This window comes from Providencia sp. PROV116 (assembly GCF_028482485.1).
Classification (GTDB): domain Bacteria; phylum Pseudomonadota; class Gammaproteobacteria; order Enterobacterales; family Enterobacteriaceae; genus Providencia; species Providencia rettgeri.
Genome location: NZ_JAMPQO010000021.1, coordinates 150,513 through 171,693 on the forward strand (window position 1 = coordinate 150,513; position 21,181 = coordinate 171,693).

General features: G+C 40.9%; 21 protein-coding genes. 7 read left to right on the forward strand and 14 right to left on the reverse strand.

Features of this window, described 5'->3' with window-relative positions; translation table 11 throughout:
- Positions 1-24: 24 nt before the first annotated feature.
- The 10 genes from atpA to asnC all read right to left on the reverse strand — a co-directional run bounded on the left by atpA (position 25) and on the right by asnC (position 8,657).
- Positions 25-1,566, reverse strand: coding sequence for a F0F1 ATP synthase subunit alpha (atpA, locus tag PSE72_RS15125; protein ID WP_004906297.1), 1,542 nt, complete (start codon positions 1,564-1,566; stop codon positions 25-27).
- Between the two features lie 14 nt (positions 1,567-1,580).
- Positions 1,581-2,114, reverse strand: coding sequence for a F0F1 ATP synthase subunit delta (gene atpH / locus PSE72_RS15130; protein ID WP_004906300.1), 534 nt, complete (start codon positions 2,112-2,114; stop codon positions 1,581-1,583).
- Positions 2,115-2,126: 12 nt separating this feature from the next.
- Positions 2,127-2,597, reverse strand: a complete 471-nt coding sequence (gene atpF, locus PSE72_RS15135; protein WP_004906301.1) for a F0F1 ATP synthase subunit B — start codon at positions 2,595-2,597, stop codon at positions 2,127-2,129.
- Between the two features lie 58 nt (positions 2,598-2,655).
- Positions 2,656-2,895, reverse strand: a complete 240-nt coding sequence (atpE, locus tag PSE72_RS15140) for a F0F1 ATP synthase subunit C (RefSeq protein WP_004093904.1) — start codon at positions 2,893-2,895, stop codon at positions 2,656-2,658.
- Between the two features lie 48 nt (positions 2,896-2,943).
- Positions 2,944-3,762, reverse strand: coding sequence for a F0F1 ATP synthase subunit A (gene atpB, locus PSE72_RS15145; protein ID WP_004906738.1), 819 nt, complete (start codon positions 3,760-3,762; stop codon positions 2,944-2,946).
- A 33-nt stretch (positions 3,763-3,795) separates the two neighbouring features.
- Entirely contained in the window at positions 3,796-4,173 is a 378-nt protein-coding gene (gene atpI / locus PSE72_RS15150) for a F0F1 ATP synthase subunit I (protein ID WP_004906317.1), read from the reverse strand.
- Between the two features lie 601 nt (positions 4,174-4,774).
- A complete protein-coding gene (gene rsmG / locus PSE72_RS15155) occupies positions 4,775-5,395 on the reverse strand; it encodes a 16S rRNA (guanine(527)-N(7))-methyltransferase RsmG (protein WP_115166307.1) in 621 nt (206 codons plus the stop codon).
- 1 nt (position 5,396) lies between these two features.
- Entirely contained in the window at positions 5,397-7,286 is a 1,890-nt protein-coding gene (mnmG, locus tag PSE72_RS15160; RefSeq protein ID WP_272690997.1) for a tRNA uridine-5-carboxymethylaminomethyl(34) synthesis enzyme MnmG, read from the reverse strand.
- Positions 7,287-7,663: 377 nt separating this feature from the next.
- On the reverse strand, positions 7,664-8,104 hold the full coding sequence (gene mioC / locus PSE72_RS15165; protein WP_109912554.1) for an FMN-binding protein MioC: 441 nt from the start codon (positions 8,102-8,104) through the stop codon (positions 7,664-7,666).
- A 91-nt stretch (positions 8,105-8,195) separates the two neighbouring features.
- On the reverse strand, positions 8,196-8,657 hold the full coding sequence (asnC, locus tag PSE72_RS15170; RefSeq protein ID WP_004906728.1) for a transcriptional regulator AsnC: 462 nt from the start codon (positions 8,655-8,657) through the stop codon (positions 8,196-8,198).
- 161 nt (positions 8,658-8,818) lie between these two features.
- On the opposite strand from asnC, the gene asnA reads away from it, so the two are divergent.
- A complete protein-coding gene (asnA, locus tag PSE72_RS15175; protein ID WP_004906722.1) occupies positions 8,819-9,811 on the forward strand; it encodes an aspartate--ammonia ligase in 993 nt (330 codons plus the stop codon).
- On the opposite strand, the gene viaA is transcribed toward asnA, so the two are convergent.
- Complete coding sequence (gene viaA / locus PSE72_RS15180) at positions 9,812-11,269, reverse strand: ATPase RavA stimulator ViaA (protein WP_115166308.1); 1,458 nt, start codon at positions 11,267-11,269, stop codon at positions 9,812-9,814.
- Between the two features lie 2 nt (positions 11,270-11,271).
- The gene (gene ravA / locus PSE72_RS15185) at positions 11,272-12,789 is read right to left on the reverse strand and encodes an ATPase RavA (RefSeq protein ID WP_198642089.1); all 1,518 of its coding nucleotides are present in this window, start codon (positions 12,787-12,789) and stop codon (positions 11,272-11,274) included.
- Between the two features lie 282 nt (positions 12,790-13,071).
- Between ravA and rbsD the strand changes: the two genes are divergently transcribed.
- The 6 genes from rbsD to rbsR all read left to right on the forward strand — a co-directional run bounded on the left by rbsD (position 13,072) and on the right by rbsR (position 18,895).
- Positions 13,072-13,491 carry a D-ribose pyranase gene (gene rbsD / locus PSE72_RS15190; RefSeq protein WP_115166310.1) on the forward strand — a complete coding sequence of 140 codons (420 nt, stop codon included), beginning with the start codon at positions 13,072-13,074 and terminating at the stop codon, positions 13,489-13,491.
- A 7-nt stretch (positions 13,492-13,498) separates the two neighbouring features.
- Positions 13,499-15,013, forward strand: coding sequence for a ribose ABC transporter ATP-binding protein RbsA (gene rbsA, locus PSE72_RS15195; protein WP_198642088.1), 1,515 nt, complete (start codon positions 13,499-13,501; stop codon positions 15,011-15,013).
- Positions 15,010-15,972 (forward strand): ribose ABC transporter permease, encoded by a 963-nt coding sequence (gene rbsC, locus PSE72_RS15200; protein ID WP_004906340.1) that lies wholly within the window; start codon positions 15,010-15,012, stop codon positions 15,970-15,972. The genes rbsA and rbsC overlap by 4 nt, the downstream gene beginning before the upstream one ends.
- Before the next feature lie 18 nt (positions 15,973-15,990).
- Complete coding sequence (rbsB, locus tag PSE72_RS15205) at positions 15,991-16,881, forward strand: ribose ABC transporter substrate-binding protein RbsB (RefSeq protein WP_209102453.1); 891 nt, start codon at positions 15,991-15,993, stop codon at positions 16,879-16,881.
- 79 nt (positions 16,882-16,960) lie between these two features.
- A complete protein-coding gene (gene rbsK / locus PSE72_RS15210) occupies positions 16,961-17,890 on the forward strand; it encodes a ribokinase (RefSeq protein ID WP_115166311.1) in 930 nt (309 codons plus the stop codon).
- Between the two features lie 3 nt (positions 17,891-17,893).
- Positions 17,894-18,895, forward strand: coding sequence for a ribose operon transcriptional repressor RbsR (rbsR, locus tag PSE72_RS15215; protein WP_369128013.1), 1,002 nt, complete (start codon positions 17,894-17,896; stop codon positions 18,893-18,895).
- Here the strand turns inward: rbsR and mdtD are convergent.
- On the reverse strand, positions 18,892-20,295 hold the full coding sequence (gene mdtD / locus PSE72_RS15220) for a multidrug transporter subunit MdtD (protein ID WP_109912558.1): 1,404 nt from the start codon (positions 20,293-20,295) through the stop codon (positions 18,892-18,894). The two genes, rbsR and mdtD, sit on opposite strands and share 4 nt — an antisense overlap.
- A 47-nt stretch (positions 20,296-20,342) precedes the next feature.
- Positions 20,343-21,041 (reverse strand): FadR/GntR family transcriptional regulator, encoded by a 699-nt coding sequence (locus PSE72_RS15225; protein ID WP_209102449.1) that lies wholly within the window; start codon positions 21,039-21,041, stop codon positions 20,343-20,345.
- Positions 21,042-21,181 lie beyond the last annotated feature (140 nt).

The following is a 21,181-nucleotide window of genomic DNA, read 5'->3' on the forward strand; positions in this document are numbered from 1 at the left end:
CCCTAGGAACTGGGCCGAATAGTATTACCAGGACTGAGTTGCTTTAAATGATTCGAGCAGTTTTTTCAACTTGCCTTCGATATCATCGTTATAGCTACCAGCCGGGCCAATTTCGTTCATAAGGTCAGCATGCTCGCGCTGTGCAAAAGAAACTAAAGCAGCTTCAAACGCACCAATTTTAGCTAACTCAACATCATCCAAGAACCCACGTTCTGCCGCGAACAGAGACAGTGCCTGCTCTGCTACTGACATTGGTGCGTACTGTTTCTGTTTCAGCAGTTCAGTTACTTTCTGACCATGACTTAACTGTTTACGAGTCGCGTCATCGAGGTCGGAAGCAAACTGAGCAAACGCTGCCAGTTCACGATACTGAGCAAGTGCGGTACGGATACCACCAGACAGTTTCTTGATAATTTTAGTCTGAGCAGCACCACCAACACGAGATACTGAAATACCTGGGTTAACCGCTGGACGAATACCAGAGTTAAACAGGTTAGATTCCAGGAAGATCTGACCATCTGTAATCGAAATTACGTTTGTTGGTACGAATGCAGAAACGTCACCAGCTTGGGTTTCAATGATAGGCAGAGCTGTCAATGAACCTGTTTTGCCTTTAACTTCGCCTTTAGTAAAGTTTTCTACGTATTCAGCGTTAACGCGAGCAGCACGCTCAAGTAAACGTGAGTGCAGATAGAAAACGTCACCTGGGTAAGCTTCACGTCCCGGTGGACGACGCAGCAACAGTGAGATTTGACGGTATGCAACAGCCTGTTTAGACAGGTCATCGTATACGATCAGAGCATCTTCACCGCGGTCACGGAAATATTCACCCATCGCGCAACCAGCATATGGCGCTAAGTATTGCAGAGCAGCTGATTCAGATGCTGTAGCAACAACAACGATAGTGTTTTGCAGTGCGCCGTGCTCTTCCAGTTTACGAACTACGTTAGAAACGGTAGATGCTTTCTGGCCGATAGCCACGTACACACATTTGATGCCTGAGTCGCGTTGGTTGATGATTGCATCGATAGCCAAAGCAGTTTTACCTGTTTGACGGTCACCGATAACAAGCTCACGCTGACCACGACCGATTGGGATCATGGCATCGACTGATTTATAACCAGTTTGAACTGGTTGATCAACGGATTGACGGTCGATAACACCTGGCGCAATAACTTCTACAGGAGAGAAGCCATCGTTATCAACAGGACCTTTACCATCAATTGGTTGACCCAGTGTATTCACAACACGTCCTAGCAAGCCACGGCCTACTGGAACTTCAAGAATACGACCAGTACATTTAACTTTCATGCCTTCTGCCAAGTCGGCATAAGGACCCATAACGACCGCACCAACAGAGTCACGCTCTAAGTTCAGTGCGATAGCGTAACGGTTGCCAGGCAGCGCGATCATTTCACCCTGCATGACTTCGGCTAAACCGTGAATACGAATAATACCGTCATTAACGGATACAATCGTACCTTCATTGTGAGCTTCACTCACAACATCGAACTGAGCAATACGCTGTTTGATCAGTTCGCTGATTTCGGTGGAATTCAGTTGCATATGCTCCAGTCCCCTTAAGACTGCAAGACGTCAGTTAAACGCTCTAAGCGACCGCGGATACTCCCGTCAATAACGAGGTCTCCAGCACGAATGATCACTCCAGCAATAACAGACTTATCAATTTTGCAATTCAGCTTAACTTTGCGTGACAGACGTTTTTCCATCGCTGCAGAAATTTTAGCTGACTGCTGTTCACTCAGTTCGTTAGCAGAAATCACATCAACTTCAATGGTTGATTCCAGAGAGTCGCGCAATTGGATAAACTGCGTCAACACTTCTGGCAGCGTCGTTAAACGCCCGTTATCTGCCATAACACGAATCAGATTCTGAACATGCTCGTCAATTTCATCTCCACAAACAGAGATAAACGTTTTAGCTAATGTTTCTGGTGCAATAGAACCAGAAAGCAGCTCCCCAACCTGTTCATTGCGCGTCACCTCAGCGGTGAAGGCTAGCATTTCCTGCCATTTAGCAACAGCTTGGTTTTCCACAGCAAAGTCAAAAGCTGCTTTGGCGTAGGGGCGAGCTACAGTAGCAATTTCAGACATGCCCCTCCCTCCTTACAGTTCAGCGACTAGTTTATCAACGATGTCGCTGTTAGCAGCTTCATCCACGGAACGTTCGATGATCTTCTCGGCACCTGCGATAGCAAGCATCGCAACCTGTTTACGTAACTCTTCACGTGCACGTTTACGCTCAGCATCAATTTCAGCTTGCGCTTGTGCGACGATTTTTGCACGTTCTGCTTCCGCTTCTGCTTTTGCTTCATCAATCATTTGAACGCGTTGTTTATTCGCTTGTTCAATGATGACTTGAGCTTCAGCTTTCGCTTTTTTCAGTCGGTCGGTTGCGTCGGTTTGCGCCAGTTCCAGGTTCTTTTTAGCACGTTCTGCGGAAGATAAACCGTCAGCAATTTCTTTTTGACGTTTTTCAATGGCCGCCATAATCGGTGGCCATACATACTTCATACAGAACCAAACAAACAGGACAAACGCGATAGCCTGGCCGAGGATTGTTGCATTTAGATTCACAGACAATACCTCATATTCATTAGTGAATTAATGTTCTTACAGTGTTCCGTAACGTTAATTAGGCAACAGCGAACATTACATACAAGCCCAGACCAACAGCAATCATCGGAATAGCATCGACCAGACCCATTACGATAAAGAACTGTGTACGCAGCAGAGGAATTAAATCTGGCTGACGAGCAGCACCTTCTAAAAATTTACCACCTAGGATGCCGATACCGATCGCAGCACCGATCGCCGCTAAGCCCATCATCACAGCGGCAGCCATGTACAGCAGATCCATACTCAGGTTTTCCATGACAGTCTCCAGTTTGTTTCAGTTAATACAATTATTGATAAAATTAAATTAGTGTTCTTCAGATGCCATCGACAGATAGACAACCGTCAGAACCATAAAAATAAAGGCTTGTAGCGTAATAATCAGTATGTGGAAGATAGCCCAAGGTAGGCTTAACAACCACTGTGACCACCACGGTAGCAGAGCCGCGATAAGAATAAAGATCAATTCACCTGCATACATGTTACCAAACAGTCGCAGACCGAGTGATACAGGTTTTGACAGCAGGCTTACCCCTTCAAGAATCAAGTTGACTGGAATGAAAACAGGATGGTTAAAAGGCTGCATTGTGAGCTCTTTTGTAAATCCGCCAATTCCTTTCATTTTGATGCTGTAGAAGAGGATTAGGATAAACACACCAATAGCCATCGATAATGTGACACTAACATCTGCGGTTGGCACTGCACGTAATGCAGGTAACCCGAGATAATGCTCAGCAATATACGGAAGGAAATCAATTGGGAGTAAATCCATTAGGTTCATTAAGAATACCCAGACGAACACCGTTAATGCTAAAGGAGCAATAACTTTGCTCTTGCCGTGATACATATCACGGACTGAGTTATCAACGAAACCAATGATCAGTTCTATTGCAGTCTGTAACTTACCGGGTACGCCACTAGTCGCATTAACTGCAACTCTTCTAAATAGCCACAGGAACAGAGCCCCGAGAACTACCGAGAAAAAAAGCGAGTCAATGTTCAACGTCCAAAATGTTGGACTAGCGTGGGGATCGACCAACTTAAAGGTACTCAGGTCCAACTGAAGGTTTCTCAGATGGTGGCCTATGTAATCCTCTGTAGTCATCACTTCTCCTGATGCAGACATGATGCCTCTTACCCTTTTGTAGTTTAAAAATACTTACCGTTTAAAAACGGCTGGTGCAACAATCTGAACAATTAGCACCGCTAAATAGGTCAAACCCAGTGGTGTTAATGACGCTTTGAACACACCGAAAGCAACAACTAAGACAGCGATAGTTGTAACAACCTTTAGCCCTGCTCCTAATGCTAAGAACCAGGCAATGCGGACAGGTTCATCCTCTCCTTTTGCTTTCTGAAATTGTGCTAGCAGCATAAATACGATATTTGGTAACCAGCATGCTAACCCACCAGCAAGAGCAGAGGCCCCCCATTCTATACTATTTGCACAGAAAGCCCCACTGAGGATCACTAAAGTTATAAACTGAACAGACAACTGCTTTGCAGCGTGTTTGTTGTCATAAAGGGATACAGACATAACTTTTTGTTTACTCCCAGCTCTTCTCAGCCTCAGAAACGCTAAGTGTTGTATAAAACTGCCTTTGCGTAAATGTGTCAAGAGACAAAAACGTGCAAATTATACGGGCAGGCGAAATGAATTCAATCAGTAAGTAGCGAAAAGGTGAATAAATATTTAATTTTTTCGAGTTGGCGCAGAATTGTCGCTGTAATAATTAATAAATAGTTAATGAATTGCTGCATATATTCACATTAATGTGATAAATATCACATTTAGCTTTATTCTCTTTATTTATTCTTTCAACTTTACTGACAACAAAAAATAGATTTAATCTGTAAATCAAACAATTAAAGAAGTAGATTTTTAAGTTAAATTTAAAAGTGATAAATCAAATATTTCACTATTAACTATTTATCTAGCTAAATCGATTAAGTCAAAATTGCCAATTTCCCTATATTTTTTCTTTCAACACCTTATTTTTGAAACTTATTCGTTATTTTTATGTAAATAACACGTGAAATATAAATATTTACTCTCTAGCTAAAAACAAGAATAGCCGGTGCTTTGTAACACACCGACTATCGCTCTAAAAGACAAAATATTTTGACAGAAAGCAACTTTATTTTATAGAAACTTTAACCAAATGGCGCTGTTCATCAAGTTCAGGCACTTCAAGCTCTGTGATAGATTCAATCACAAAACCTTCTGGTAGCGCCATTTCATCATCACGAATGACACCTTTAAGTGCATAAAAACGACCGCCAGATGACGGTAAATGATGGCACCAACTCAGCATATCGTTCAGTGAAGCAAATGCGCGGCTAATCACCCCATCAAAACCATTTTCAACTGGGTACTCTTCAACACGCGATTGAACTGGTTCGATATTCGTTAGCCCTAGTTCATGTTGAACCTGTTTTAAAAAGCGTATGCGCTTCCCTAAGCTGTCCAATAAAACAAAATGGGAATCAGGCCGAACAATAGCTAAAGGAACGCCAGGTAGGCCTGGCCCCGTTCCTACATCAATAAATTTTGTTCCGTTGAGTTGACCGTTCACCACTATGCTGTCCATGATATGACGGATCAACATCTGTTGTGGGTCACGTACCGAAGTCAGGTTATAGGCTTTGTTCCATTTAGCTAATAACCCAACATAGTCAACTAACTGCTGTTTTTGCTTTTCCGTTAAGTCAATATCGGTTTTTGCTAACAATTGATTAAGTTTCGATAATAAATCCATGTTAAGCACTCCGGCGTAGCATGCCTTGTTTTTTCAGCCAAACAAGTAAGATAGAGATTGCTGCAGGCGTAATCCCTGAAATTCGTGATGCTTGACCAATAGATGTCGGTTTATGGTCGTTCAGTTTCGCCATCACTTCGTTCGACAACCCTTTTACTTGTTTGTAATCGAGGTCAACAGGCAACAAGGTATTTTCATTACGTAGTTGTCTTTCGATTTCTTCTTTTTGGCGAGCGATATAACCTTCGTATTTAACTTGGATTTCCACTTGATCCGCAGCTTGAGGATCGTCAATACCTGGGGCAAACAGGTTAAGCGAGGTTAGCATTTGATACGTCATTTCTGGACGACGCAGTAAATCTTCCCCATTTGCTTCTTTCGATAATGGAACGGTTAAAATTCCATCTATCTCAGTATGGTTATCTGATTTAGGATGAACCCAAATATCTTTTAAGCGTTGACGTTCTTTTTCAATCAGTTCAACTTTTTTATTAAAGTGAGCCCAACGTACGTCATCAACTAAGCCTAACTCTCGGCCTTTTTCAGTGAGTCGCAAATCGGCATTGTCTTCACGAAGCATCAAACGGTATTCCGCACGTGAAGTAAACATACGGTAAGGTTCTTTTGTCCCTAAAGTACAAAGATCGTCAACGAGAACACCGATATAAGCTTGGTCACGACGAGGGAACCAACCGTCTAAACCAAAGGCATGTTGTGCAGCATTAAGGCCCGCTAATAGCCCTTGAGCTCCGGCTTCTTCATAACCTGTTGTGCCGTTAATTTGGCCAGCAAAGAATAAACCTTCAATAAATTTACTCTCAAGCGTTTGTTTTAGATCTCTAGGGTCAAAGAAATCATACTCGATAGCATAACCAGGACGAATGATCCGTGCATTTTCCATTCCTTTCATGGAATGAACAATTTGCATTTGAACATCAAATGGTAAGCTGGTGGATATCCCGTTAGGATAAATTTCATTGCTCGTTAAGCCTTCTGGCTCTAAAAAGATCTGATGTGAGTCTTTATCTGCAAAACGCATGACTTTATCTTCGATCGAAGGGCAATAACGTGGGCCGATCCCTTCAATAACCCCTGCATACATAGGGCTACGATCTAGGTTATTTCTGATCACATCATGGGTTTTTTCATTGGTATAGGTGATATGACAAGGCATCTGTTGTGGATGTTGATCTTGTGAACCTAAGAATGAAAAAACGGGCATTGGGTCATCACCTAGCTGTTTAGCTAACTGACTGAAATCAATAGTTCTTGCATCAATACGTGGTGGCGTTCCTGTTTTTAAACGATTAACACGTAAAGGCAATTCTCTCAAACGTTGAGAAAGTGAAATTGAAGGGGGATCCCCTGCACGACCGCCACTGTAATTTTCTAAACCAATATGAATTTTGCCATCAAGGAAAGTACCAACGGTTAATACCACGGCTTTGGCTTTAAATTTTAAGCCCATACGGGTAATTGCCCCTGTAACTCGATTGTTTTCAACAAGCAAGTCTTCTACGGGTTGTTGGAAAATCATCAAATTAGGCTGATTTTCTAAAGCCATTCTGACAGCTTGGCGATACAGAACACGGTCAGCTTGAGCTCGGGTTGCACGAACAGCTGGCCCTTTGCTGGCATTTAATGTTCTAAATTGAATACCCGCTTTGTCTGTAGCGATGGCCATTAGACCACCTAGGGCATCAATTTCTCTAACCAGATGTCCCTTACCGATCCCACCGATGGCTGGGTTGCAAGACATCTGGCCCAATGTATCAATATTGTGAGTCAGTAATAGGGTTTGACGCCCCATACGTGCAGCTGCCATTGCTGCTTCAGTACCGGCATGACCACCACCAATTACGATGACGTCAAATTGCTCTGGATAAAACATGTGTGGACCTTAAACGTTAGAAAATGCGGATTGTGCATTTGAGGAGAGAATTCTACTCAAGTTTGAGGAAGAGACCAAGCTTTAGGTTTCCCCCTTATATAATATAAAGATCTTTTTATTTAAAGATCTCTTTATTAGATCTTTTATTAGGATCACCGGTTTCTGTGGATAAGTGGATTTTCACTTTAAAGATCATAAAACTGTAAAGGATCATATACTGTGAATGATCCGTGATCCATTTGCGTATAAGCTGGGATCAAAATGGGTACTTATACACAGGCCTTGGGAGCCTAAAAACTTATACTCTGGATAACTACGGGTTAATACCGGGATCTTCCCTGAGTTATCCACAGTTGATTGCTGATTTTTTAATCAAATCAGAGTTCGTTTGCCCAAATTTTAACCCATTCTCCTGCGGGATCTTCCGGTATTTCGTGTTGTTGGACATCAATTTCCAAACATTCACCGATCCTTTTAGCCCCTTGCTTGATTAATAACGCATCTATTTTGTGGATAGCACCACAGAAAGTGTCATATTCAGAGCTACCGATCCCAACAGAGCCAAATTGGACTTCGCTTAGATCAGGAGCGCTTTCTTCTATTGAATCAAAAAGAGGTTGAATATTTTCAGGCAGATCACCTGCACCATGTGTTGAGCTCACCACCAGCCATATGCCCTCAAGTGTTAAGTCATCAAGCTCTGGGCCATGTTGAATTTCAGTTTCATGACCGAGTTCTTCTAAAATCTCAGCCATGTGCTCGGCAACATACTCCGCACTGCCCATTGTACTGCCACTTATTAAGGTTACTTTTGTCATGGTGATTCTCTTTCACAATAATAGGGCGCTATTGTACGCTGTGAATGAGCTGGGATCTACCTGTGGATAATGTGGTTATATCATTTTTTTTCTACGGGTTGATTGTTCGTAAGATCGGGTTTTGTAAGGAGATCAGTGTTTCTGTGGATTGTATCTCATCAATGGTCTGAATTTTGTTGATAAGTACGTCTTGTAAAGAATCGATAGAACGGCACATGACTTTAATAAAAATGCTGTATTGCCCTGTTGTGTAGTACACCTCGACAACTTCTTCTAAGGCATCTAATTTTTTTAGTGCGGTTGGGTAATCTTTTGCACTTTTTAAAATAATGCCAATAAAGCAACAAACATCGAACCCTAATTGTTTTGGGTTTATATCAATACGTGTGCCTTTAATAATTCCTGCTTGCTTCATTTTTTCGACTCGGACATGAATTGTTCCGGGGCTAACAGCGAATTTTTTTGCTAATTCAGCATACGGTATGCGCGCATTTCCCATTAATTCGTGAAGTATGTCACGATCGAGATTATCGATTTGATAATTTTCCGGCATTATTTTACCTCTATTTTAACGATTCTTCATTTTTATACCTTTTTTTTTATTCAAAATAAACAGTAAAGGCTTTTTTTAATGATGGATATTGAATTTATACCTCATTTTGTTGCTTAATCTATACATCAGCTAACACAGCTAACAAATTATGGGAATAAATTATGGACAAGTCATTTATCGAACATCAGCAACAAATTAGTTTTGTGAAATCGTATTTCTCACGTTTACTTGAAAAAGAATTAGGGTTAATTGAAGTTCAAGGACCAATCCTAAGCCGTTTAGGGGATGGTACTCAAGACAACTTATCGGGCAGTGAAAAAGCCGTTCAAGTAAAAGTGAAATCAATTCCAGGTGCAACCTTTGAAGTGGTTCATTCTTTGGCTAAATGGAAACGTAAAACATTAGGGCGTTTCGGTTTTAGTAAAGGCCAAGGTCTATACACGCATATGAAAGCGTTGCGTCCGGACGAGGATCGCTTAACCCCAATCCACTCCGTCTATGTTGATCAGTGGGATTGGGAAAAAGTGATGGCAGATGAGGAACGTACACTTCCTTATCTGAAGCAGACAGTGGGTAAAATCTATAAGGCAATAAAAGAAACAGAAGCTGCCGTAAGTAAAGAGTTTGGGTTGGCACCGTTCCTGCCAGACCAAATCCACTTTATTCACAGTGAAGAATTGTTACAGCGCTATCCTGATTTAGATGCGAAAGGGCGTGAACGCGCAATCGCGAAAGAATTAGGTGCAGTATTCTTAATTGGTATCGGTGGTAAGCTATCTAGTGGTGAATCACATGATGTTCGTGCGCCAGACTACGACGATTGGACAACAAAAAATGAAGACGGTTTTTGTGGTTTGAACGGCGACATCATTGTGTGGAACCCTGTTTTACAGGACGCATTTGAGCTTTCTTCAATGGGAATTCGCGTAAGTCCTGAGTGTTTGACCCGTCAATTAAAGTTAACTGACGATGAAAAACGTATGGAATTAGAGTGGCACCAAGCATTAGTGAAAGGTGAAATGCCGCAAACTATCGGTGGTGGTATTGGCCAATCACGCTTAGTTATGCTACTTCTCCAACGCCAACACATTGGCCAAGTGCAATGTGGTGTATGGGGTGCTGAAATGCAAGAATCCGTTGAAGGTATGCTGTAATTAGCGACTAAAGCGGCGTAACAACCTGCTTTTTAACCCAGTATCAAAACGCCAAATATGGTCAAAGATTTTCATGATGCTGGGTTTCCCATAATTTGATACAGATACCGCATGGAAGCGGTATTTACCTTTCTTCTGCATGGCTTTTATTTTTTGAATCAACTCATCAGGTAAACGCTGAGCAACAAAATCAGAAATCACTACGGCATCTGCATCTATCCACTGCTTTGATTCCAATTTTACTGCTGTTTCTTGCAAACAAGCCGCAAGATCAGTCCCACCTTTAAATGTTTGATGTAAAAATCGAATACATTGCTCTAGGCCATCAATAGAAAGTAAATCGTAATGCACAATTTCTGTGGAAAATAACATCACATGACATGAGCGGTTATCCGCCAGCGCAATTTTCATTAATGCGAGGCAAAAAGCCTTTGCACAGCGTTCATTTAAACCGCCCATCGAACCGGAAGTATCAATACATACAACAAATGGACCTCTCGGTTGTTCTTCATCATGGTGATGTGTTATTGGGCGAAGAACTTTCCTTTCTTGCCAGCTATCTCCTTGTAATCGATAAGTTAGAAGCTGTTTTTCAAGTAATTTTCGATAGAACTCAAATTCAATATCTTCAAGACCTAACATAGCGAGTTCTGCAGGTAATAACCGTAAAATATCGTCACTTTGATTTAAGCCATTAACTTGCTCAGGAACAGTTTCAGGCACTTTTTCCATGATAGTCATCGGTTCTAGCACCACGCTATCATCAGGGATTGCTTGTGCAGTTTGGCTACGGCCTAATAATTGTGCTATTTTTTCTAATTCAGGCTGCTGACGTAAAAATTCACTGTATCGGCTTAATAATTGGTCATTATAAGCGGAAGTCATGTTCACACCTTTGGTTAAATCCCACAACCGGCCTGCAGCACGTTCATTTTCACCTAAGATATCCTCTAAATTTCCACTTAGTGCTAATCGGCGCTGTAGTTCCGCCAGCAATTGTTCTTTTTCTTGTTCTAACATTTCTTTATGTAGAGTCGTCACTTGTAAAATTAAACTGACTCGCCATTTTTGTACAAACAGTGATTGCCTTGCACTGCGATTTTCTATTTTCCCGCTCTGTAACTGATGTGCTTCACGGTAAAAAGGAGAATCCAGTTGGTGAAGTTTTGCTATGACACTTGGTAATTGGATAAAAAAGGCATCTGTCGATATGCCAAGAGATTGACGATAAAGTTCAAACTCTTCTGAAAGTTGAGCAGGAACAAGCGCATCTTGCATACGCTGTTTGAGATCTTTTTTCCAACCGGATAAATCTTTTAGTAACGCTTTTTTTAATCTAGGGTGTTTTTCAAAAAAGACCGCCAATTGAGGGGTTGCTAACAAAGAGATAATTATCTCCTCGATTAATTGACCTTCATTAACTGAAAGCAGCATTTCTAGTGTGGCTAAACTCATCATCGTTATTCAGCCACTTTACCCGTGATTTGGTTACGTAATTGGTTTAATTTCTCTGTGAGTTTCATGAAGCTTTGTTCAATATCTGCAAGCCAGTGTGATTCAATAAATAAGTTGGGCTGCTGTTTTTCAAACTGATAGCGTGCGGCTTGAATTTCTCCTTGAATTTTATCTAGCTTGTCTAGCCATTCTTGATTATTTGTATTTGGCGTGAGTGATGAGGCTTTATCTTGAATATATAAAGTAGATGATTGATGACTTATATCTAATAACTGTATCTGGTTTAAATTATTCACCTCAGCGGCAATGTCTTGTGCAAAACCAATCCCATTTAGGTGAGCGGATAGTGTCGTTCCTTTATTTAAGAACGTTATCAGGGATTTTTTATCAGTAGTTACAAAAGTCACTTTCATATTATGTAGTTGCAGTGGACGATGTAAAAATAGGGTAATTCGACCATCACTGATATTTTCGGGCAATACATATGACGCTTTACGAGCAAACATCGCATTGTTTTTATTGACTTTAAATGCATCTTGGTTGTTTTGGTCTTGGGTCGATGACATCCATTGCTGATAAATCTGCTCTATTTCTCGAGTCAACTTTCGCTGCTGCCAGCCATCTTCTTGTAATAATGACTGTAATAGTTGTGGTAACGCATTCATAGATTGCATGTCATGCCAGAGGCAATCTTTTAATAACACAAGATCTAGAGGAGATACACTATTACGACCATTAAAGAAAGCACTTGCTTGTAATAAATAAACCGCTTTCTTCCAGCGCCTATCTGAAACATAAACCTGTTTGTCTGTTGCATCTAGTTGCTGACGTAATTGGTAAATTAATTCAAAACAGTGATCGGGTAGCGTAATTTTGGGTATTTCTTGTTGCCACTGTTGGTATTCTTCATCACTGATTTTTAAATGTTCCGGCATTTGAGATTCATTCAGTGATGATTTTCCTGTTAATAGTGCGCGAAAATTTTGTTTTTCTTGCACTTTATCCAGCCAAATACGTACTAGCATTCTGTCGAATAGCGCTTCAAGGCTATTATCTGCATCAGGCAATTCATTGGATGCCGTTACTAATAACCGCATCGGGATAGATTTTTCTTCATCACCATTACGGAACTTGCGCTCATTTACCGCGGTTAATAAAGTATTTAAGATGGCAGGGCCTGCTTTCCATATCTCATCAAGGAATACGACTTCAGCGTCAGGTAAATAACCTTTAGTTAAACGTTCATATCGCCCTTCATCTTTTAACGCTTGTATTGAAAGAGGGCCAAAGATTTCTTCGGGTGTTGAAAATCGTGTCATTAAGTACTCAAAAGCATTCGCATGACGAAAAGCATATTTCATTCTTCGTGCAATTAAGCTTTTGGCAATACCCGGAGGGCCTAATAGAAATACGCTTTCGCCGCTTAATGTGGCTAATAAGCACAAACGAATAGCCTGCTGGCGTTCATATAAACCGCTTTCAAGGTAATTGCTTAGTTGGGCAATTCGTTCAGCAAGCTGCATTATTCATTCCTTTTATTAATAGAGGTGTTGATATCAAAACTATCAATTTCTTTTATTACATACTGCGACCTATTTTTCCATTTTTCTTTGACATGCCCCAATAAATAAGAAAAAACGATTCAGCTACAAGTGATTCAATAAGTTATTGTTTTTAAGCTTTTCTAGTGCGAACGAAACGTTTCGATATTGATCACAAATATCAACCATCAATATTGAGTTGTGACTTATCTTTACTATGATTACATGAGCGAAACGTTTCGCTTACTAGAATGGCGGTGAAAAATGAAAAAGGGTGTTTTACTTAATGCCAACGTTACCTCTGTAATTGCCAAGTTAGGTCATACGGACCAAATAACGCTTGCTGATGCAGGTTTGCCTATTTCTCAAGGAACGGAGCGTATTGATTTAGCCATTACTCAAGGCTTACCCGATTTCATGTCAGTTTTAAGTGTCATTACTCAAGAGATGCAAGTCGAAAAAGCCATTCTAGCTGAGGAAATCAGTACCATTAACCCACAAATGGAAGACGCTATTTTAGCTCACTTACAACAGTTAGAAGTCACCCAAAATAATACGATTGAAATTATTTATTGCACCCATGAACGTTTTAAACAGCTGACTCATGACAGTAAAGCGGTGATCCGTACCGGAGAATGTTCACCGTTCGCTAACATTATTCTTTGTTCTGGTGTGACTTTCTGAGGTGATTATGCAACCTTTATTAGAACTTATCGGGATCGATAAATCATTTCCAGGGGTAAAGGCTCTTAATGGGGCAACATTAAATGTCTACCCAGGAAAAGTCATGGCGCTGGTGGGGGAAAATGGGGCTGGCAAATCAACCATGATGAAAGTGCTGACGGGTATTTATAAAAAAGATGCTGGTCAAATCCGCTACTTAGGTAAAGAAGTTGCATTCAATGGCCCTAAAAGCTCCCAAGAAGCAGGAATAGGGATTATCCACCAAGAACTTAATTTAATACCTGAATTAACCATCGCAGAGAATATTTTTCTTGGTCGAGAGTATGTTAATGCGTTTGGCAAAATTGACTGGAAAAAAATGTTCAGTGAGTCTGACAAACTGCTTAAACGGCTTAACCTTGATTATGATAGCCATCAAACTATTGCAGAGCTTTCTATCGGCGAACAACAAATGGTGGAAATCGCTAAAGTCCTGAGCTTTCAATCACAAGTCATTATTATGGATGAACCCACAGATGCGCTAACCGACACAGAAACAGAATCCTTATTTAGAGTTATCGAAGACTTAAAAGCTCAAGGCTGCGGTATTGTTTATATTTCCCATCGTTTAAAAGAAATTTTTGAAATTTGCGACGATGTAACGGTGTTTCGCGATGGCCAGTTTATTGGTGAGAAACCCGTGAGTGAATTAGAAGAAGAAAAACTCATTGAAATGATGGTTGGTCGTAAACTTGAAGACCAGTATCCAAGAGTTGAGGTAGAAACCGGAAATATTAGGCTGCAACTTGAAGGCGTATCTGGGCCTGGTGTAACAAATGCCAACTTCACCCTGAAGAGCGGGGAAATTTTAGGCGTATCTGGCTTGATGGGCGCGGGGCGTACAGAGTTGATGAAAATCATCTACGGCGCGGCGACAAAAAAATCGGGCACGATAAAACTGGAAGGCAAACTCGTAACACTGAAAACACCACAAGACGGGCTGAATAATGGCATTGTTTATATTTCAGAAGACCGTAAACGTGATGGATTAGTATTAGGTATGTCAGTGAAAGAAAATATGTCATTGACAGCATTACGTTATTTCAGTCGTGTGGGAGGAAGCCTCAAGCATGGGGAAGAGCAGCAAACCGTTAGCGATTTCATTCGGTTATTCAATATTAAAACCCCGTCAATGGACCAAATAATTGGCAATCTTTCTGGTGGTAATCAGCAAAAAGTGGCCATTGCGCGCGGTTTGATGACAAGACCAAAAGTACTGATCCTTGATGAGCCAACTCGCGGTGTAGACGTTGGTGCTAAAAAAGAAATCTATCAATTAATTAACCAATTTAAAAAAGAAGGGCTGAGTATCATTTTAGTTTCTTCAGAAATGCCTGAAGTAATAGGAATGAGTGACCGCATTTTGGTGATGCACGAAGGTCATATCAGTGGTGAATTTTCAGCCAAAGACGCGACGCAGGAAGCCTTAATGGCAGCCGCCGTGGGTAAAAATTATGGCTCAGTTCAGGAGTTATCAGTATGAGTTCAACTACCGCATCATCAAAACGTTGGTTCAGCAAAGCATGGCTGATGGAGCAAAAATCATTAATCGCACTATTAGTTTTGATTGCCATCGTATCAACATTAAGCCCGAATTTTTTTACGGTTAATAACCTATTCAATATCCTACAACAAACCTCCGTTAATGCCATTATGGCCGTTGGAATGACATTAGTTATCTTAACGTCTGGAATTGACCTCTCTGTTGGGTCCTTATTAGCCTTAACGGGAGCAGTTGCAGCCTCAATGGTCGGGGCTGAAGTTAACGCATTAGTGGCTGTTGCGGGAGCACTAGCACTCGGTGCCGCTATCGGTGCATGTACAGGAGTGATTGTTGCAAAAGGAAAAGTCCAAGCTTTCATTGCGACTTTAGTCATGATGCTACTACTGCGCGGTGTGACACGAGTTTACACAGACGGCAGTCCTATCAATACAGGATTTAGTGATAACGCAGACTTATTTGGTTGGTTTGGTATTGGCCGCCCATTTGGTATTCCTACCCCAGTCTGGTTAATGATCATCGTTTTTGCTGCGGCATGGTATATGTTGCACCATACTCGCCTTGGTCGTTACATCTACGCACTTGGTGGGAATGAAGCGGCTACCCGTCTTTCTGGTATTAATGTCGACCGCATTAAAATAGTGGTTTATGCCTTATGTGGACTGCTAGCGGCATTGGCGAGTGTCATTGAAGTTGCACGTTTATCATCAGCTCAGCCAATGGCAGGTAATGGGTATGAACTTGATGCTATCGCTGCGGTTGTACTTGGTGGTACCAGCCTTGCTGGTGGTAAGGGGCGTATCGTCGGAACATTGATTGGTGCGCTTATCCTTGGTTTCTTAAACAATGGATTAAACTTATTAGGTATTTCGTCAAACTACCAGATGATTGTTAAAGCTGTCGTCATCTTACTTGCTGTACTTGTTGATAATAAAAAGTAACCCTACAGGAAAATTATTATGAAACTGAACAAACTAGCAACGTTATTATCTGCAGTTGCACTGAGTGCAACGGTTAGTGTGAATGCGATGGCGAAAGATAGCATTGCACTCGTAATTTCTACATTGAATAACCCATTCTTTGTGACGATGAAAGACAGCGCACAAAAAGAAGCGGATAAACTCGGCTATGAGCTGATTGTTTTAGATTCTCAAGACAACCCAGCCAAAGAATTAGCAAACGTACAAGATTTAACCGTTCGCGGTACAAAATTAATGTTAATTAACCCAACAGATTCAGATGCAGTGGGTAACTCAATATTAATGGCGAATAAAGCGAATATACCTGTAATTACTTTGGATAGAGCGGCTAACAAAGGTGAAGTTGTCAGCCATGTCGCATCTGATAACCGCATGGGCGGGAAGATGGCCGCTGACTACATTGCACAAAAAACAGGCAGTGAGTCTAAAGTTATTCAATTAGAAGGCATTTCAGGCACATCAGCCGCACGTGAGCGCGGTGAAGGTTTTAACACCGGTGCGAAAGAGCACAAATTCAATTTACTGGCGAGCCAACCGGCTGATTTCGATAGAACAAAAGGCTTGAACGTAATGCAAAACTTGTTAACGGCACATCCAGCTGTTCAAGCTGTATTTGCACAAAACGATGAAATGGCATTAGGGGCGTTAAGAGCTCTGCAAACCGCAGGCCGTACCGATGTTCTGGTTGTCGGTTTTGATGGAACAAATGATGGTATCAAAGCCGTTGAAGGCGGAAAATTAGGTGCAACCATTGCACAGCGCCCAGACCAAATTGGGATTGTTGGTGTTCAGATTGCAGATAAAGTCTTAAAAGGCGAAAAAGTGGATTCAACGGTTCCGGTTGAATTGGAATTAGTGGTAAAACAATAAGATAAAAACCGCCGTGGTATACTGCGGCGGTTTATTTAGTTTGCAATTCATTGGGTCATCAAAAAAGGAAATAAACGTTATGGGTACAGCAAAGCTGGTGGTTCTCGGTAGTATCAATGCTGATCATATATTAAATGTTAAGCATTTCCCTCAACCGGGTGAAACAGTTAGGGGTGATCATTACCAAGTTGCGTTTGGTGGAAAAGGCGCTAACCAAGCTGTTGCTGCTGGTCGCAGTGGTGCTGACATAACATTTATTGCCTGTGTTGGTGATGATGATATTGGGGCGAGTATAAAAAAACAGTTATCTCTCGATAACATTAAAACCGAATGTATTGATGCTATTGAAGGTGAAACGACAGGTGTCGCCCTCATTTATGTGAATCAACAAGGGGAAAATACGATTGGTATCAATGCAGGTGCAAATGCGCAACTTATCAAGGAAAGGTTAGGACATTATCAGCAAAAAATTGTGGAAGCGGATGCGGTATTGATGCAATTGGAATCTCCCATTGAAACAGTACAAATGGCGGCTGAAATAGCGAAGAAAAACAATACAATAGTCATTTTGAACCCAGCGCCAGCTCAATCATTACCTGATTCATTATTATCATTAGTGGATATCATCACACCAAATGAAACAGAAGCTGAACATTTAACAGGCATTGCGGTTAATGATAATCAAGGTGCTCAGGATGCGGCTGAAGTCTTACATCAAAAAGGTATCAGTAAAGTGATGATAACACTCGGTTCTCGAGGCGTTTGGTATAGTGAAAAAGGTGCAGAAGGTAAAATAATTTCTGCATTTCGCGTAAAAGCAGTGGATACTATTGCCGCAGGTGATACATTCAATGGGGCTTACGTTACTGCACTGCTGGAAGGTAAGGCTGACGAAGAAGCGATTATTTTTGCCCATGCGGCGGCAGCGATAGCTGTGACTCGCCCTGGAGCTCAACCCTCTGTTCCATGGCGTAAAGAAATTGACCAGTTTTTGACTCAACAGGATTAACTTGTGGCAACAATGAAAGATGTGGCACGCCTTGCGGGGGTGTCGACATCCACCGTCTCTCACGTTATTAATCAAAATCGCTATGTCAGCGAGAGCATTACTGTACGCGTTAAAAATGCGATTGAAGAGTTAAACTATGCCCCCTCTGCGCTGGCACGTAGTTTAAAAATGAATCGTACGAATACGATTGGGATGTTACTGACAACAAGTAATAACCCATTCTACGCTGAGGTAGTACGGGGTGTAGAACGTAGTTGCTACGAACGCGGTTATAGTTTGATTTTGTGCAACACAGAGGGCGACTTTCAGCGAATGAATCATAGCTTAGAAACGTTGCTACAAAAGCGTGTTGATGGGTTACTGATTATGTGCACTGAAGTACAAGGGCCATCAAAAAATGTTTTGGCTCGTTACCCCGCTGTGCCAACGGTTATGATGGACTGGTCTCCATTCGAGTCAGACGGAGACATTATTCAAGATAACTCTTTTCTTGGTGGGGAAATAGCCACTCGTTACCTTATTAAAGCAGGTTTCACTCGTATTGCATGTATTGCAGGGCCACAAGATAAATCACCAGCAAGAGCACGTCATCAAGGTTTTATTCAAGCTATGACTGATGGCGGAATTAATATTTATGATGATTATATCATTTTCAGTGATTTTGAATTTGCTGGTGGGTTTGAGTCCATGAATAAACTGCTTAGCTTACCTACCCCTCCCGAGGCTATTTTTGCAGGTAATGATGCGATGGCGGTGGGAGCTTATCAAGCGATATACCAAAAGGGCTTGAAAGTGCCTGATGATATTTCAATCATTGGTTATGATGATATCGATCTTTCGCCTTATATGATCCCACCACTTACAACAATTCATCAGCCAAAAGATAAGTTAGGTCAACAGGCTGTTGACCAACTTATTTATCGTATGGATAACCCAGAGGCAAAGGCGAGTGTTTTGGTTCTTACCCCTGAGCTAATTGAGCGCCAATCGGTTAAAAAATATTAATTCTTCGCTTTTTTGGTTTTATTTTTTATTAAATTATCACCGTCTGTCTTACTTAATAATAAGAAGACAAAAGCCGAGATAAGCGTAATGACACCAACGGTAATAAAAGTGTAGTGAAAATTATCGACCGTATTGCTATTAGGTTGTCCACCATAGAAGTTTAAGATTGCGGCACTGACTGCAATACCAAAGCTTATCGAGAGTTGCTGAGTCACCGCTAACATACTATTTCCCGCACTTGCATTATTGTCTGTTAAATCAGCCAAGCAAATAGTATTCATTGCGGTAAACTGTATTGACATCACCATTCCTAAAATGAATAAAGGTGCAATTAACAGGTAAATCGACATACTTGGTGATTGCAAGGAAAACTGGGCGATCATTAATCCAATAATTATGGTGATAACAAATAATGTATTACGGTAGCCGTATTTAGTCAGGATCCGAGTAACCCCAGATTTAGCAGTGATTGAACCTATTGCTAGTGGCGCCATCATCATTCCTGCCACAACAGCTTCGTAACCAAAACCCACTTGCAACATTAATGGCATTAAAAAAGGAATACTACCTGTTCCCAAGCGTGTTGCGATATTACCGCTGATCCCAATAGAAAAAGTGCGCGTTTTAAATAGATTTAGTGGAATTATTGCATGCTTAACTCGCCTTGCGTGAAGAACATAAATAAATAAGAAGAGAAAACCCACTAAGACAATAATTGCAGGAACAGAGGTAGGAAGCGATTTATCACCAAATAAGTCTAGGCTGACAGATAGCATGACTAAGCCAAAACCAAACAATAAGAACCCGAGTGTATCAAATTTACGTTTTGGCATTTTAAAATCTGGCATATGTTTTAGGGCATAAAAAATACCTAAAACACCTATAGGAATATTAATAATAAATATCCAATGCCAAGTTGCATAGGTGACTAAGATACCGCCTAACAGAGGCCCCAATATTGGGCCAACTAAACCAGGGATGGTAACAAAATTTAATATGGGTAGTAACTCACTTCGAGGGTAAGCCCTTATTAAGGCTAAACGGGCGACTGGCATCATCATTGCCCCACCAATACCTTGAATAACCCTAGAGGTTACTAAGAAATTTAAGGATGGCGAAAGGGCACAAAGTAATGAACCAAGAGAAAATAAGGAAACCGCTAAAATAAATATACGTCTTGTACCAAATCTATCAGCAAACCAGCCGCTTACAGGAATTAATAGCGCAACAGTAAGCGTATAGCTGACTACAGCTGATTGCATTGCAAGCGGTGAGTGATCAAGGCTTCTTGCAATATCGGGTAAAGCCGTATTCAAAATGGTGGCATCGAGCGCTTGCATGAAAAAGGCCATTGCCGCAATCCATGGAAGGCCAGACATATTTTTCGCTGTTTTGAACATCAGTTACCTATACAAATAAATGAAAGCTTCAATGGGATATTGTGTTGTTAGTCTTGCTTTTGGGTAATTGTTAGTAAGTTATAGCAAAGGTCGAGTGCTATTGTACTTTTACCATGAATAATTGCATTGGCAAGTTGTTGATGAATTTCGACCTCTATAACCTCATTATTAGTAATGACATCAAAGTAACGCTGATAAATAGAACGGAATAAATTAGCAAAAGAAATAAGAAAAGGATTGGCACAAGCTTTGTAAATAGTTAGATGGAAATGATAATCAACTTTTACCCAATGTGCTCTGTCAAATTCTTTGGCGAGTAGCTGCATTTCACTAGATAATAGTTGTAATGATTGTTTTTGTTCTTTTGTTGCATGTATCGCAGCAAGATAACAAGCCTGAGGTTCTATTGCGAGTCGAACCATTTTAAAGTGCTTCATTACAACAGATTGCTCTTCACTATTAGACCACCACGTTAAGAGATCTTGGTCTAAAAAATTCCAATTTGAAGGCGACATAACACGGGTGCCTATTTTGGGGCGTGCTAATACCATGCCTTTTGCTGCTAATATTTTTATAGCTTCTCTTATAGCTGTTCGACTTGCTTGGAATTGTTCTGATAATTCTAATTCGCTAGGTAAAATGGAATCCGGTAAATAGGTGCTGGTTAAAATCAACTGGCCAAGATTTTCTGCAATAATATAAGAGCGATTTTTTTGTGAGGCTGTTTGTTGCTTACTTAATTCCATAATTCATCTCAAAGCATAATTCTTAGATACATATATTACGTGAGTAGATGTACAATTGCTGCTGAAATAGTCAATGCACAGACCAAATTTAACTTATAAACACCTTTTTGGCTAAAAAAAACACGAACAAAATAAAAACG